The 15,014-nt window shown below is 67.4% G+C and carries 12 protein-coding genes and 2 pseudogenes; 7 read left to right on the top strand and 7 right to left on the bottom strand.

Annotation, left to right across the window (positions count from 1 at the left end):
• Positions 1 to 195: 195 nt before the first annotated feature.
• The gene (locus tag CRP56_RS45560) at positions 196 to 528 is read right to left on the bottom strand and encodes an acyl-CoA dehydrogenase family protein (RefSeq protein ID WP_097276005.1); all 333 of its coding nucleotides are present in this window, start codon (positions 526 to 528) and stop codon (positions 196 to 198) included.
• Positions 529 to 608: 80 nt separating this feature from the next.
• Positions 609 to 1,517 carry a GntR family transcriptional regulator gene (locus CRP56_RS47380; protein WP_143665032.1) on the bottom strand — a complete coding sequence of 303 codons (909 nt, stop codon included), beginning with the start codon at positions 1,515 to 1,517 and terminating at the stop codon, positions 609 to 611.
• 510 nt (positions 1,518 to 2,027) lie between these two features.
• On the opposite strand from CRP56_RS47380, the gene CRP56_RS45555 reads away from it, so the two are divergent.
• Complete coding sequence (locus CRP56_RS45555) at positions 2,028 to 2,936, top strand: IS5 family transposase (RefSeq protein WP_097276003.1); 909 nt, start codon at positions 2,028 to 2,030, stop codon at positions 2,934 to 2,936.
• Here the strand turns inward: CRP56_RS45555 and CRP56_RS45550 are convergent.
• Positions 2,893 to 3,444: a hypothetical protein gene (locus CRP56_RS45550; protein ID WP_097276001.1), complete on the bottom strand. Its 552-nt coding sequence runs from the start codon at positions 3,442 to 3,444 to the stop codon at positions 2,893 to 2,895. The two genes, CRP56_RS45555 and CRP56_RS45550, sit on opposite strands and share 44 nt — an antisense overlap.
• 156 nt (positions 3,445 to 3,600) lie before the next feature.
• On the opposite strand from CRP56_RS45550, the gene CRP56_RS45545 reads away from it, so the two are divergent.
• The gene (locus tag CRP56_RS45545) at positions 3,601 to 3,933 is read left to right on the top strand and encodes a hypothetical protein (RefSeq protein WP_097275999.1); all 333 of its coding nucleotides are present in this window, start codon (positions 3,601 to 3,603) and stop codon (positions 3,931 to 3,933) included.
• Positions 3,934 to 4,192: 259 nt separating this feature from the next.
• Here CRP56_RS45545 and CRP56_RS45540 read toward each other — a convergent pair whose 3' ends face one another.
• The 4 genes and pseudogenes from CRP56_RS45540 to CRP56_RS45515 all read right to left on the bottom strand — a co-directional run bounded on the left by CRP56_RS45540 (position 4,193) and on the right by CRP56_RS45515 (position 8,740).
• Positions 4,193 to 4,537 carry a hypothetical protein gene (locus tag CRP56_RS45540; RefSeq protein WP_179851417.1) on the bottom strand — a complete coding sequence of 115 codons (345 nt, stop codon included), beginning with the start codon at positions 4,535 to 4,537 and terminating at the stop codon, positions 4,193 to 4,195.
• An 80-nt stretch (positions 4,538 to 4,617) separates the two neighbouring features.
• Positions 4,618 to 5,049: pseudogene (locus CRP56_RS45535) on the bottom strand (TraM recognition domain-containing protein); the annotation flags it as partial.
• Positions 5,050 to 5,772: 723 nt separating this feature from the next.
• Positions 5,773 to 6,021 (bottom strand): annotated as a pseudogene (locus CRP56_RS45520) (hypothetical protein); the annotation flags it as partial.
• Positions 6,022 to 6,187: 166 nt separating this feature from the next.
• The gene (locus CRP56_RS45515) at positions 6,188 to 8,740 is read right to left on the bottom strand and encodes a glycoside hydrolase family 32 protein (RefSeq protein ID WP_097275993.1); all 2,553 of its coding nucleotides are present in this window, start codon (positions 8,738 to 8,740) and stop codon (positions 6,188 to 6,190) included.
• A gap of 290 nt (positions 8,741 to 9,030) precedes the next feature.
• On the opposite strand from CRP56_RS45515, the gene CRP56_RS45510 reads away from it, so the two are divergent.
• The 5 genes from CRP56_RS45510 to CRP56_RS45490 all read left to right on the top strand — a co-directional run bounded on the left by CRP56_RS45510 (position 9,031) and on the right by CRP56_RS45490 (position 14,984).
• A complete protein-coding gene (locus tag CRP56_RS45510) occupies positions 9,031 to 10,074 on the top strand; it encodes a LacI family DNA-binding transcriptional regulator (protein ID WP_257042401.1) in 1,044 nt (347 codons plus the stop codon).
• A 194-nt stretch (positions 10,075 to 10,268) separates the two neighbouring features.
• Positions 10,269 to 11,276 (top strand): LacI family DNA-binding transcriptional regulator, encoded by a 1,008-nt coding sequence (locus CRP56_RS45505; protein WP_097275989.1) that lies wholly within the window; start codon positions 10,269 to 10,271, stop codon positions 11,274 to 11,276.
• A 497-nt stretch (positions 11,277 to 11,773) separates the two neighbouring features.
• On the top strand, positions 11,774 to 13,072 hold the full coding sequence (locus tag CRP56_RS45500; RefSeq protein ID WP_097275987.1) for an extracellular solute-binding protein: 1,299 nt from the start codon (positions 11,774 to 11,776) through the stop codon (positions 13,070 to 13,072).
• Positions 13,073 to 13,114: 42 nt separating this feature from the next.
• Complete coding sequence (locus tag CRP56_RS45495; RefSeq protein ID WP_257042400.1) at positions 13,115 to 14,092, top strand: carbohydrate ABC transporter permease; 978 nt, start codon at positions 13,115 to 13,117, stop codon at positions 14,090 to 14,092.
• Positions 14,093 to 14,099: 7 nt separating this feature from the next.
• The gene (locus tag CRP56_RS45490) at positions 14,100 to 14,984 is read left to right on the top strand and encodes a carbohydrate ABC transporter permease (RefSeq protein WP_097275983.1); all 885 of its coding nucleotides are present in this window, start codon (positions 14,100 to 14,102) and stop codon (positions 14,982 to 14,984) included.
• Positions 14,985 to 15,014: the final 30 nt, after the last annotated feature.

The following is a 15,014-nucleotide window of genomic DNA, read 5'->3' as shown; positions in this document are numbered from 1 at the left end:
GGCACGATGCCCCATCGCGTCCAGCGACGGACCGTAGGAGAGGCCGGGGGAGGCACCGGGGACCGCGATCACCGAAAGAGTCCGATTGGAAGGTCCGTACCCCGCTCGGCAGGCGACCGAGAAGAACTCCTGGGCCCCCGCCCTCCCAGCCGTATCGGTTGGTAGTGCAGGCCTTGCGTCCGCCGGTTTCACCACTCACTCGTCGCCATCCCGGCGCGTGGTGGTGGCGAAACCGGCGGACGGGTCCGGGGCGTCGCAGTTCGCGCTGCCGCCGTCCTCGCTGGAGGTCAGGGCGGCCATCGGGGTGCCGTCGTCGGCCAAGAAGGGCGCGAGGAAGCGTCGGCGCTGTTTCGGGCTATCGCCGATCAGCACCGAGTAGAAGCCCAGGCCGGAGGAGAACAGACTGCAGGACACGCTCATGTCGCCCTGCGAGATCTCCTCTCCCACGATCACGAGGTCGAGGACGGACCTGAAGGGGGCTCCAGGGTCGGTGGGAATCATGGCCTTGAGGTAGCCCGCCCGTACCATCTCTCGCTAGATCGGCTGGGTCGCCAGCAGGCGCCCCTCGGAGGTCGGAATTCCTGCGCTGAAGCGCTCCACCTGGGTCTTCAGTAAAAAGAAAGATCCGCGGAGACCGTTTCCCAGATTGAATTGAACCACAGGTGGGATTGCTCAACGAAAACGGTATCGTTTGCTGCAGCTTCGCCTGAGTTGAAGCGTCTTTGCAATGAAGCATCTGTAGTGGCGTCGAAGACATCGTGAGGCGTGTCATCGATGGTTTCCTCAAAACGTGACACCATGCAGTAGGCGAAGAGTGCCTCCGCCCCATTGATCAGGTAGAGCTCTGCCATCGGAGTGAAGGGGACGGCTCGGAAGGAGACCTGCACGTCAATGCCGTGCGATCTGTGAAGTGAGAGCAGTGCGGTCCTGAGTGAGTTTGCGTTTGTATTGCGCTGTATCAGCCATCGGGTATGCAGCGGATCGTCGGATTCGGGAGCTTCGACTGGCACCGGAAAAGCAAGGCTGATATCGCGACTCGGCATTAGGACTCTGACGTTGATACTTTCTGGCCTGATCCTGCCTGCGTGTATGTCCTGAATTGGACGCGCTACCGCCAAGGCCAGTGCTTGACCGGTCACGCACAGTGCGTCTACCTCTACTTGACCCGCAGAAAATCCTTCTGATATTCGATCCCCAAGGCCGACCATGGACGGAAGCCACAGAATGTCCGCGGTGGCGGCTGAAGTACCCTTGGCTGCTCGGGTCTCGCCATTCTTCTCGACCAGCTGAATCCACTGGCGAACATTTGGGGGAGGCAGCTCAGCCCAACGAGTCAGGAGGCGTACGACATCGAGGAAGCGGTCGGCGTCACGAGGGGCGTGATTTCCGGTGCGCCAGTCACTCAATGTAGCAACAGGTACTCCGGTTTCTCGCTGGACACGGACCAGCGTCAGACTGCTTCCCTCGGCGGCCAGGCGAGCACGCGCGGCATCCCACAAGTCCGTGAACGCCTGCATGGGTGGTGACGTCATATGCCGTCCCCGTCTCACGACTCAGGACCCTCCGAGTCGGAACTTCCGACTCGGAACCGAGTGTATGAGTCCGGAATCCGGATCGTCACGAGATCTGTGGGCTGAGCACGTGCTCTCCCCCCAAATGGAAACCAACAGCGTGGCGTTGGCCCGCTCGGTACCTCAGGGGGTTCACGTGGTTGAAAGGGCTCGGAACAAGCTCACGCTCCAGCGTCTTGGACGCACTGCTCTGTTCGGGATCGTGCGCGGTGCCAGCGCTGCCATGGGTAGTGCTGTGGTCGCCGGCCTCGTCTGGTGGGCGCAGAACAGGTGAGGCGCCAACGCACCTACACACTCCGGGTCTCAGTAGCTCTTGTCGTTCCGATCTTGAGGGTTGAGTGCCGAACGGGAGCCTCGATCGGGTGATCGCAGCTGCTCGGGGCCATGAAGGCAGGGGCCTCTTGGTAGCTCGGGGTTGCGAAGCCAACCGAGATCCAGGAGACCCTGTTGCCGCCGATGTACGTGCTGGCGCCGTTGGAGTTCAACTCGGGCGCATCCACGTGTGATTGTGCCGCTCACCGGTTCGGGAATGCGGCCGATCACCCGGAACGTGTTCGGCGGTATCCCTCGGACATGACGGACGCGGAGTGGGCCGTGGTCCGGCCGCTGCTGCCAGTGCCCGACTGGATGCACGGTCGGGGCGGCCGGCCGGAGGCGTACTGCCACCGGGCGATGCTCGATGCGATCCGGTATCTCGTGGACAACGGGATCAAGTGGCGGGCGATGCCCGGGGATTTCCCGCCGTGGGACCGGGTCTATGCGTTCTTCCGACGCTGGCGTGACCATGGCCTGGTCCGCGAGTTCCATGACCGGCTGCGCGGACAGGTCCGCGAGAAGCTGGGCCGGGACACGGAGCCGACGGGCGGGGTGATCGACTCGCAGTCGATCAAGGCAGATGCCGTCGTCGGATCGGACAGCCGCGGCTTCGACGGCGGCAAGCTGGTCAACGGGCGCAAGCGGCACGTCGTGGTCGACACCCTCGGCCTGCTGCTCGCGGTGATGGTCACGAGCGCGGACACCGGCGATCGCGCTGCCGCCCACACGCTGATCGGGCAGGTAGCCGAGGCGCATCACCGCCTCGCCCTCGTCTGGGCCGACGGCGGCTACACCGGCAGCCTCGTTGAGCACTGCCTGGCCGCGTTCGCCATGGTCCTGACGATCGTCAAACGCAGCGACGACATGCGTGGCTTCGTGGTACTTCCCAAGCGATGGATCGTCGAGCGGTTCTTCGCACATCTGATGCGAACCCGCCGCCTGGTCCGCGACGTCGAGCGCCGCACCACCAGCGTCGAGGCGATGGTCGCCCGGTCAATGGTCCTGCTCATGACCCGCCGCCTGGCGAGGCCACGCCCGGCCCGAGCGTGAACCGGCCCGGCTGCTGCTCGGCCAGCCGGCCGCGGGCCACCAACCGCTTCGCCTTCGACCGCAGCGCCTCCACCCGCGCCGGCACCACCTCCATGCCGAAGGCGGCAGCCATCTCCTGGCAGGTCGCCGGGTCCTGTCCGAGCCGGGCCCGGTCCGCGAGCAGTTGCAGGATGCGCTGGTAGTCCACCGACAGCACCGACCAAGCCAGCCCCTGGCGCCACACCGGCACCTGCGACTTCGGCTTCGCCGCTCCCGGCGACGACGATGCCGTTTCGGCCTGCCCGTCGGCGGCTGGTGCTGTCCGGCCTGCCTGGTCGTGGCCATGGCCGCTCTCGTCCGCAGGGGTCAGCACCTCGTCGACCCGCGAGCGGGCGATGGCCCATTCCTTCCAGTCCCGCTCGGCCAGGGCCAGTTCGGCCTGGATGCGGTCGGCCTCCTCCCGCAGCTCGTCCACGCAACGGCGAGCGGCGAGTTCGCGCTGTTCCAGCAGCCCCACGACCGACGGCATCCACGACCTCCACAGGAGCGGCGACACGACAGGCCACCACTCCCACGCGATCGCCAGCCCTACGCCCAACCAGCGGAAACGCAGTCCTCAAGCCCGGAAAGATAACAGCTTCCAAACCAGTAGTGCCGTGCGACACCCATTGGGTAGCGTGCGGCTATGGGGATAAATCTGGGCGAGGGTGATGGCTGCGAACTGCCCGCTACCGCTGTCTGCTGGCTCACCGACGATCCGTTCCCGGGCATCATCCTCGTGGAGTTCGCCGACGTCTACGACCGCCCTCACCAACTCGTCGGCAAAACCGCCTACTTCGGCGGAGACCTGCAGCCGACCTCGCCCTACCCATGCCCCACCAGCATCCAGTGCACGATCGAAGAGATCGCCGACGACGTCGCCACGGTGAGCACCTGGTGGCTGGAGGGCGGCCCCAACGACACACGCTTCGTCTTCGACGTCTGGCTCGACACCCTCACACCCATTACCGACGCCTGACCTGGCGCCATCGCTCTGATGTGGCGTGGGCCCACCTCGTACTCGCTGCGTCCTCCCCTTGGGGAGCTTGGGTTCGACGGGCTCGACAGTCCCCGCTGACCTGCTGCTACACAGCGTCATGACCTGAGGCTGTCTCTGGGTGGATGACCGGTGTTCCCCGTGGTCGCCCGCAGTATCTGGCACGGTTCTGGCGCGACACGTAACTCTGTGGCCGCAGTGCGGCGTCACGCCCGACGATTGGCGCCATGGATGTCGTCGTTCAGCGGGTGTGCACGTCGTGGACGAAGAAGTCGCGCGGCGGCTCTGAAGCTGCGCGCAGAAACGCCGCGGCGAGCTGCCTCAGCCGCATGACCGTTTCGGTCAACTCGACGCTCTCATAGAGCCGTTCACCGTGGATCGCCTTGATGGCGGACTGGGTGTCGGTGGTCAGACGCTGCGCGCAGGAGGCGTGGGCATCCGGTGCGGGAGGGTCGGTAGCGGCGAGGAGGAGGTCGAGCGCGTCGTTGTGCTGGGTGTACTGGTCGGCCAGGTGGAGCAGCCGTTCGACGGGCGTGGGCGGTGGCGCCACGTCGAAGAGCAGGGATTCGGCGGGCGGCTCGGTCATGAGCGACGCCGCACGGTAGGGCAGGGGTGAATGGGCTTGCCTCCCGTCGAGTTGGGTAAAGCCGTGGACCTCGGTGGTGCTTAGGCGGCAGGGCCGAAGTCGCTCTGCTTCGGGGTGGCCTTCGCGATGGCGCGGGCGGTGATGCCCTTGGAGGCGTGGGCGGAGGCGGCGGGCAGTTCGGCGGCGCCGGGCTCGAGATACCAGGGGCGAAGATCGAGCATGGCCGCGCGCATGCCGGTGGCGAACGAGAGCGCGGTGCCCTTGGGCAGCGCACGGATGGCGTCGGCGGCCAGGATGCGTTCCTGTCGCATGGACACGGAAGTGGACTTGCCGGACTCCGAGGTCGAGGTGGAGGTCGTCTCGACGTCGGGGTCGCCGATCAGCCGAGAGAGCTTGTCGGCGAAGTCCGGGTCATCGATACCGGAGCCGATGACCTTGATGGTGGAGGCGGACCACATGGCGTCCATGCCCGCGTCCCCCCAGACCTTCTGGCCCTGGCGGTAGGACTGCAAATGACAGATGAGAGGCTCGGACGGGTGAGTGAGACACCAGTGAACACCCTGCAATACCGCTTTGACGGGCCAGAAGACGCTCCTGTCCTGATCCTCGGTCCCTCACTGGGCACCACATGGCACATGTCGTAGAAGCCGTCCAGGGCCGTCCATCCAGTCCTATGCGGACACGTATGTCCGGTTTCGGGATCCTGTGCCGGGGGGTGTCCACGGGGTCTCTGATGCGCGCGTGACACCTGACGGCACGACGAAGCCCTGCCGGTCTGGTCCGGCGGGGCTTCGTCGTGCGGCTGGTCAGGACGGTTTGGTGCTCGTGCTGACGGCTCCGTCGTACCTCCGGCGCGCCCTTCGGGCAGTGACGACGCAGGCTGCGCAAACAGTCCAGGACCAACTTGCCGAGGCACTTCGCGAAGAGGTCGGGTGCTGGCGGGAGGCGGCTGCACTGGGGGATACTGCGATGCCCTGGAGCGTCGTCTCGCAGAGTTGGGCAGGGTTCCGGATGAGGCGGATCCGGCTGCGTCCCGACGCTGGCTGGAGGGGGCACGTGGCTACGTGCAGGTGATCGATCCTCTGAAAGAGCCTCGGGGGATGCCGAGTCACATGATCCGATCCCCGAGGAGCTGAGGCCGTATCTGCAGGCGAAAGCATCCGCGATGTCGCGCTGATCGGCCTCATCCGCGTCCAGCTGCCCGTCCGCCGGTTCTGAATTCGGTGCGGATCCGCTCAGCGGTGATGCCATACGAGCGTGTAGCGCCAGAACAGATGTCGTCGCAGCCGTGCGCCGGGAAGTACGTTTCTGGTTTCACGGACGATGTCGTCGAAGGTCATGTCCGCTGGGCGAGTAGGGGCCGTCATGGAGTCGGCTGGGAACTCGGCCATCGCATCCGCGACGGTGAAAGTGACGGCGAGCGCAGATGGAGTCAGCTTCTGGGCCTGAGCGGTGATCGCCGGATCGGAATCGACTCCCTCCACGGTGAACCGTTCAAGAGCCCCCAGGGCGCGAGGCGACAGAATCTTCATCCGCTCAGTCCATCAAGTAGGGCAGGGAAGGCCGATCTCGCGTAGTCCTCGGCTCCCGCGCCCATATCCGTGCGCCGGAAGCCGTCTCCGGCTGTCCGGCGCACGGGCCTGAGGCCCGTCACGGCCAGATGGACTTCAGCTGCCACGCCTGCAGGTGGTCGAGGGTGGCTGTGCCGCCTTCGGCGAAGGCGCTGACACCTGTGCTGGAGGGGTCGGGGAAGATCTGGTCGGTGAGAGTGACCTGTTCGCCGCGCGTGTTCTGGGCATAGACCTCGACGGAGGAGGCGTCGACGAGGACGTGCAGGCTCAGCCGGCCGCCGTACAGGTCGAGGGGAGCAAGCTGGACGTCGGTGAAGGTCGGGTCGAAGTCGGTGTCGCCGGAGGCGGCGCGGTCAATGTAGACCTCGCCGGTGGCGGTGTCGTAGCCGATGCGGGTGCGCTGCCCGTTGCCGGTGCGGACGTCTAGGCCGGAGCGGTCGGCGGTGCCGGGGGTGAGATCGGCCTGGAGTTCCAGGCTGCTGCCGTGGACCGCGAGCGGGGTGGTGGTCTTCGTGACGCGCGTGCTGGGCACTCGGGTGGCGGCGCCGCGCAGGTCGGTCAGTTCGCGGATCGGCTGCTGGATCAGCTGGACCTTGCCGTTCACGGTCTTCAGGGTGAGCTGGCGGGGGAACGTGTCGGCGCTGCGCCACGGGGAGGTGGGGATGGCCTGCGCGTAGTTCCAGTTATTCATCCAGGCGACCATGGCGCGGCGGCCGCCGGGGGCATCGGTCCAGGTGTTGGCGGCGTAGAAGTCCGCGCCGTAGTCGAGCCAGTGGGCGCGCTGAGTGGTGGACAGGGCGGGCTTGTCGGCGGCGGTGAAATCGTCGGCGAGGACGTGTCCCCAGCCGCCGGAGTTGGCGTCCACGATCTGGATCTGGGCCTTCTTGCCCTTGTAGGCCATGGTGTTGAAGGAGGCCCAGTCGAGGTTCTCGGAGTCGGCGCCGGTGGCACTCTGGACGACCTTGCCGTCGACGAGCAGGTTGACGCCGGCCTCGGTGGAGGCGGGCTTGATCTGGGTGTCGGAGAGGACGACCTGGTCGAGGTTGAGGTGGCCCCAGCCGCTGGTGTTGTCGTCCACGATCTGGATCTGGGCCTGCTGGCCCTGCAGGTCGGACAGGTCCCACGACGCCCAGTTCAGGGCCTCGCCGTTGGCTCCGGTGGCGGAGCGCACCACCTTGCCGTCCACGACGAGCTCCACCGCGGTGGGGGCGTCGGAGCTCGCGGGGTGGTAGCCGCCGCCGATGAGGAAGTTCAGGTACTTCTTGTCGATGGTGAAGGCCGGCGAGGTGAGGGTGCCGGTGGAGGCGTCGCCGCCATGGAAGCTGTTGGCCAGGCCGCTGCCGAGGTAGCCGGAGACCTGCTGTTGGTCTCCGATGGCGCCCTGGGCCGGTCCGCTGCCGAAGGCGTCGCCGGTGGTGGTCCAGTCGCCGATGGGGCTGGTGTAGGCGCTGCCCTCGAAGTCGGCCAGGGTTTCACCGGTGGGCGTCGGCTGGTCGCCCAGGACGGCGTCGGGGTCGTACGGGTGGTTGCCGCCGCCGACCTTGAAGTTGATGTAGTTGTTGCTCACCGTGAACTCGGGCGAGGTCAGTGTGCCGGTGGAGCCGTCGCCGCCGTGGAAGCTGTTGGCGAAGCCCTTGCCCTCGATGCCGGTGACCTGCGACTGCCAGTCCACCGCCCCGGTCGCCGGCTCGCTGCCGAACGCGGTACCGGTGGCCTTCCAGTCACCGAACGAGCCGGACTCGAAGTCCTGCATGACGGTGCCGCTCGGCGGGGTGTACGTGGTGCCGGCGTCGTCGGAGGTGAACTTCTTGCCGTCGAAGTCGCCGACGAAGTACTGGGCGCCGGAGCCGCCCGCGATGCCGCCGGGGTTGAGGTTGACGGCCAGCACCCACTTGGTCTTCTTCGGGTTGCCATCGACCGGTAGCGGGAACAGGTCCGGGCACTCCCACTCCCCGCCGGTGGCGCCGGCCGGGCCGAAGTCGCTCTGGTGGGTCCAGTGCTTGAGGTCGGCCGAGCTGTAGAAGGCGATCTTGTGCTGGTCGGCGAGGGAGACCGCCATCAGCCAGCGCTGCATGGGGGCGTACCAGAAGACCTTGGGGTCGCGGAAGTCGCTCGAGCCGATGTCGAGCACCGGGTTGTCGTAGTACTTCGTCCATGTGGTGCCGCCGTCGGTGCTGTAGGCGAGGGCCTGCTGCTGCTTGCCGCTGGCCTTCTGCGCGCTGGTGTACACGGCGACGAGCGGCGGGTTCTTCTTGGTCCCGAAGCCGGTGGTGTTGTTCCTGTCCAGCACCACTGCGCCGGAGAAGATCATCTCCTGGTCGTCCTGCGGGATGGCCACCGGGAGCTGCTTCCAGTGCACCAGGTCGGTGCTGACCGCGTGGCCCCAGGACATGTTGCCCCAGGTGTTGCCGGACGGGTTGTACTGGAAGAACAGGTGGTACTTGCCCTTGTAGTAGATGAGGCCGTTGGGGTCGTTCATCCAGTTCTGGGCCGGGGTGAAGTGGAACTGGGGGCGGTACTTCTCGTGGTAGGGGGTGTCGGCCATGGCCGGTGAGGCGGCGACCAGGCCGAGCCCGGACAGGACGGCCAGTGCGGCCAGGAGTCCGCGGCGCGGACGAACGGTTCTGGACATGGCGCTCCTTGCAGGCGTGCGGGCTTCGGCTCAGCCGGAGGGGACTGACGCGTGACGAGTGACGTTTGACGCGTGTCGGGTGCGGGCGGCGGCTTGGCCGTGGCCTCGTCCAAGGCGACGGGTGAGCCCGGCTGTGGGGCAGCACGGCACCGGCGGCTCCAGCCAGGGCTGGAAACGTTTCGCCGAACGTACGGGCAACGTGTCGCCGAAGTCCAGACCCTGTGCGGGAAAACTCCCGAATGCGAGGATGAGGGCGGCTGCACGGTGCCATCGATCCCCGGGAGAAAACGTTGTCCAGCGAGCAGAACGGCACGGGTCGGCGACCGGCGACCATGCGCGACGTCGCGACCATGGCCGGGGTGGGGATCGCCACCGTGTCGCGGGTCATCAACGGCAAGCCCGTCACGCCTGACCTGGCGGAACGGGTGACGCGCGCCGCCGAGCTGCTCGGCTACCGCCAGGATCTGACGGCCAGCAGCCTGCGCCGGGCCGACCGCCGCACCCACACCCTCGGCCTGGTCCTGGAGGACGCGGCCAACCCCTTCTCCGCCGCACTGCATCGCGCGGTGGAGGACGCCGCCGCGGAGCACGGCCTGCTGCTCCTGGCCGGGTCCACCGACGAGGACCCGGTCAGGGAGCGCGGCCTGCTGAAGACCTTCACCGCACGCCGGGTCGACGGCCTCATCGTGGTGCCCACCGGACAGAACGACTCCGACCTCGACGTGGCGTGCCGCGCCGGCACACCCGTCGTCTGCATGGACCGCCCCAGCACAGCGCCGCAGGTGGACAGTGTGACGGTGGACAACCGGGCGGGCGTGCGGGCGGCGGTGAAGAGGCTGCACGAGGCAGGTCACCGGCGCATCGCCTTCCTCGGGGACCTCCGCTCGATCTGGACCGCCGAAGAACGCTACGCCGGGTTCGTGGAGGGGCTCGCCGAGGTGGGCTGCGTCCTGCACCCCTCCCTCGTGCGGCGCGGCCTGCACGGCGCGGAAGCCGGCCAGCAGGCCACCCGCGAACTCCTGGCACTCGCCCACGCGCCCACCGCGCTCGTCTCCGGACAGAACCTCTTGACCGTCGGCGCCCGCATGGCCCTGCAGGAGCTGCAACTGCAGCACCGTGTGGCGCTGATCGGCTTCGACGACCTGTCCCTCGCTGACCTGCTCGAACCCGGCATCTCGGTGATCGCCCAGGATCACGCCGCGATCGGCCGGGAGGCCGCGAGCCTGCTGTTCGAGCGACTCGAAGGCGAGGGCGGGCCCGCCCGTCACCGCGTGCTGCCCACCCGCTACCTCGCCCGTGGGTCGGGCGAACTTCCCGCTCCCGAGGACAGCTGACGACTTCCCCGTGTACGAGTTGTTTCCGGTGTGTTGACGGCGCGAGCCTCCCGGTGCTTCACTGCCGGAACCGGTACCGAAACCGGTTCCGGCACCGCTTCCGGTACCGGTACCAGTTGCACGGATATCTGTACGATCAGCCCTTCGGTGCGAGAGGACGTCTCGCGCCTCTGCGTGGAGGGAGAGGAGGTGGCATGGGAGTCACCATCGCCGACGTGGCCGCACGGGCTGGCGTCAGCAAGACGACGGTCTCGCGAGTGCTGAACGGCAAAGGCGAGATCAACGAGAACACCGTCGTGAAGGTCCGCGAGGCGATATCGGAGCTGGGCTATGTGCCGAGCGCCGGGGCAGTCGGGCTCGCACGCGGCACTACACAAATGATCGGCATGCTGGTCCCGGACATGGCCTGGGCCTGGGCCGGGATCGTGCAGGCGGTCGTCGAGACACTGGAGACCGAGGGTTTCGGGCTGCGCATGCTGACCTCGAACCGCGGTGAGGAGTCACTGCGCAGGCTGGGTCTGCAGGTCGCCGCCAGGTCGTTCGACGGTCTGCTGGTGATAGAGCCCGAGGGCACCCTGGGGTACATCACGGAACTGCACGAAGCGGGGCTGCCGGTCGTCCTGATCGACGATCGCTTCCAGCGGCCGGGATTCCCCTACGTGGCCACCACCAACCGGGAGGGAGGTGCGCAGGCCGCGCGGCACCTGCTGGACATCGGGCGCCGCCGTCCCCTGGTGATCACCGGTCCCGAGGCATTCGGCTGCACCGGGGAACGGCTGGGTGGCTTCGTCGACGTCTATGCGGAAGCCGGGATCGAGATCGGCCAACGCAGCATCGTCTGCGGCGACTTCGACTTCGACTGCTGCCGGAGCGAGGTCGCGCGCGCTCTCGCGGACGGCCTGGAGTTCGATTCGGTCTTCGCGCACAACGATCCCTCGGCGGCCGGCGTGCTCGCCGCCTTGCACGAGGCCGGTCTTTGGGTCCCGCAGGATGTCGCCGTGGTGGGGTTCGACGACGTCGAGATGGCGTCGTACACCTATCCGGCCCTGACCACCATCCGCCAGCCGATGAGGGAGATGGGTGAGGCGGCGGCGCGTCTGCTGCTGGACCACGTGCGCGGATCGCCGAAGGCCGCCCCCTCCCGCATCATTCCCACCAGCCTCGTGGTCCGTGGCTCGACGTTAAAGCCGCATTCGAACTGACGCCGCGTCATCGCATGCGCTGCGCGTGATGTCAGTGCATCTCGAACCGTCCGTCTCCGCCAACCTGCCTGCCCCGCAGGCGGGGACGGACTCCAGCCAGCCATGGAACCGACTCGACCGGCCCTCGGGCAGGGCGGTAGGTCGTCCAGCTCCACCCGAGCCCACCTGAAGCCGCTCCACGCGGCGGCCCCAACCGGCCTGCTCACCGGTCGACTTCACCACGATCCAGGCGGGACCGCGTTCACGCGTCCCCGCCGAGGCGCCGTTTCCTCCGGCGCCCTCCCCATCCGGAATACCGGACCACACCCCGGGCACACCCCGCCCGGCCGCCACCTACACCGCGTCGGACGCTCCAGCCGCCACCTGCCGCTGACCGTCGATGCCGCCGCCACCGCAGACGACCTTCACCTCACGGGCCGACCCACCCGGGCCCCACCCGTGTCCACTCTTCGCCGCCCCCTGCGCCCGTATCGCTTTTAACGGCAAGGAGCCGCCCCATGCGTACGTCTACTCGTCACACTGTCAGAACCGTCCAGATCCTGTGCGTCACCGTCACGGCAGCCCTGGTGGCCACCGGCTGCGGCCGGAGCGACGACTCCGGGCCCGGTAAGGACGCACCCGCGAAGCTCAGCAGCGGCAAGGCCACCGGCAAGGTCGTCATGTGGTCCATGGGCGACACCGACAAGAACCTCGAGGTCCTGGCCAAGAAGTTCGAGCAGCAGAACCCCGACGTCAAGGTTCAGATCACGGCGGTGCCCTGGGACGGCGCCCACGACAAGCTGACCACCGCGATCGCCGGTGGCAACACACCGGACATGTCCCTGGTCGGCACGACCTGGATGGCCGAAATGGCCGCCATGAACGGCTTCCAGGCCACCCCGACGTCGATCAAGTCGTCGGACTTCTACCCCGGCCAGTGGGACACCACCAAGTACAAGGACACCTCCTACGGCGTGCCGTTCATCGCCGACACCACGGCGGTCTACTACCGGACCGACATCACCACGAAGGCCGGCATCAAGGGCGCCCTGGCCGGCGACCGGGACGGATACCTGAAGGACCTCAAGGCTATCCAGGCCACCGCCGGCAAGCAGAACCCCAAGCTGCGCCACGCCACCGGGCTGGTGATGGGCTTCAACTCCTGGCTCTTCCTGCTGCCGATGGTGTGGCAGGAGGGCGGTGACATCTACGACGCCAAGACCGGGAAGTTCACCTTCGACTCACCCGAAGTCACCAAGGCACTGGAGTACTACGCAAGCGTCCCCAAGCAGGGCCTGGCGCCGACCGACAAGGCGGACAACCTGCAGGACTTCCGGGACGGGCTGACCGCCACGTACCAGGAGGGCGCCTGGGCCGGCGGCAGCCTCCACAAGGACTCCCCGGAGCTCGACGGCAAGTGGAAGACCATGCCGGTGCCGTACACCAAGAAGCCCGCGGGGTTCGCCGGCGGCAGCGACCTGGCGGTGTTCAAGGACGCCAAGAACCCCGACGCGGCATGGAAGTTCGCCCGGTTCCTCACGGAGCCCGCCAACCTCGCGACCTACGCCAAGGCCACCGGCAGCCTGCCCCCTTCGCCCCAGGCGTGGACGGAGGGGAAGCTGACCGAGGACGAGAACATGAAGGCGTTCGCCGAGCAGCTCGAGGTCAGCAAGGCGCCGCCCGCCATCACCACCTGGCAGCAGATCGCCGACGCCATCGACTCCGAACTGGAGAAGCTGACCCTCGGCAAGGCCACCGTCGCCGAGGTGCAGAAGACGCTGCAGTCCAAGGCCACCAGCATCGGCACCGGCCGCTGAGCGCCGACGCGTGAGCAGCCCTCGTACGGACGGATGACATCCATGTCCACGAAAACGCTCCCCGGGCGGGGCGACACCCAAGAGCAGAGCACCGCACGGTCGGAACGGAGTGCCGATCGCTGGCACTCCGTGCTCCGGGGCACGGCGCGCGGCAGGCAGGCCCGCGCCGCCTGGATACTTGCCGCCCCGTTCCTCGCGCTGTTCGCGGCCTTCCTGCTGCTGCCGGTGGTGTGGTCGCTGCTGATGGGCATGACCGACACCAAGAACGCCGACCTGCGCACCCCGCTGAACGTGTCGTTCGTCGGGTTCGACAACTACGTGCGGCTCTTCCAGGACGAGCAGTTCCGCCACGCCCTGCGCAACACCGCCGTCTTCGTCCTGGTCGGCCTGCCGCTGACGCTGGCCGCCGGGCTTGCCGCGGCGGTCGCTCTCGACCGTGGCATCCGCCGCTTCCGGGCCGTGTTCCGGGTCGGTTTCTATCTGCCGGTGATCACCAGCATCGTGGCGGTGGCCGTGGTCTGGAAGACGCTCCTGCACCCGCGCTCGGGACTGGTGAACACCGTCCTGGGCTGGTTCGGGATCGACGGTCCGAACTGGCTGGCCGACACCCGGTTCGCCCTGCCCGTCATGATCCTTATGGCGGTGTGGCGCAATCTCGGCACCGTCATGATCATCATGCTGGCCGGGCTGCAGTCCGTACCCCAGTCCCTGATGGAGGCGGCCGAACTCGACGGCGCCGGAGCCTGGCAGCGGTTCTGGCGGGTCACTTTCCCGCTCCTGCGCCCCGCCCTGCTGCTCACCGCCGTCACCACCGGCATCGGCTACCTGCAGTTCTTCGACGAGCCGTTCGTGATGACCGGCGGCGGACCGCTGGACTCCACCCTGTCGGCCACGTTGTACGCCTACAACCAGTTCGGTAACGGCAACTACGACATGGCGTCGGCCGCCGGCTACGTCATCTTCGTCCTCATCGTCGCGCTGACCGTACTGCAGTTCCGGCTGCTGCGAGACAAGGACTGACGCCCCCATGACCACAGTCGCTTCCTCCGCCACGCCCTCGACCACGAACCGGGCTCTACGACACCGCCGCGTCCGCCAGACCTGGGGCCACCCCTGGCTGTACATACCGCTCGCCGGCGCCCTGCTGCTGATGATCGCGCCGTTCCTGTGGATGCTCTCCGGCTCCTTCAAGCCCGAGGCCGACATCCGCAGAGTGCCGCCCGTCCTGATCCCCACCGCGCCCACCACCGGCAACTACAGCGAACTGTTCAGCAGGCTCGACTTCACGAGCATGTTCGCCAACTCCCTGATGGTGGCCCTCGCCGTCACAGCGGGAAACCTCCTCTTCTGCTCGATGCTCGGCTACGCCCTGGCCAAGCTGGACTTCCGCGGTCAGCGCGCCGTCTTCCTGCTGGTCATGGGGACGCTCATGGTCCCTGGCCTGGTCACCTTCGTACCGCTGTACGTGCTGGTGGCCAACATGAAGCTGACGGGCTCCCTGCTCGGGCTGATCCTGCCGTTCCTGGCCGGCCCGTTCGGCGTGTTCCTGATGCGGCAGTTCATCTCCACCCTGCCCGACGAGCTGATCGACGCCGCCCGCGTCGACGGCTGCCGCGAGCTGGCCATCTTCTGGAGAATCATCCTGCCGCTGACCAAGCCGGCCCTCGCCACCCTCGGGATCATCACCTTCCTCGGCTCCTGGAACAACTTCCTCTGGCCGTTGGTCGTCGCCCAGAACGAGAGCCAGTACACCCTCCCCGTCGGCCTCGCCCTGGCCAGCAGCGGACAGTCCTTCACCAACTTCGGGATCCTGCTCGCGGGCGCTGTGATCGTCCTGCTGCCGGTGATGATCGTCTTCCTCCTCTTCCAGCGCCAGTTCGTGGCGGGCATCGCCACCACCGGCCTGAAGTGACACACCGGCGGCGACCGTTGACCTGCGGTG

This window comes from Streptomyces sp. TLI_55, from assembly GCF_900206255.1.
Taxonomy (GTDB): domain Bacteria; phylum Actinomycetota; class Actinomycetes; order Streptomycetales; family Streptomycetaceae; genus Streptomyces; species Streptomyces aquilus.
Note: the sequence above shows the minus strand (reverse complement) of the source record. Positions and strands in the feature narration are given on the sequence as shown.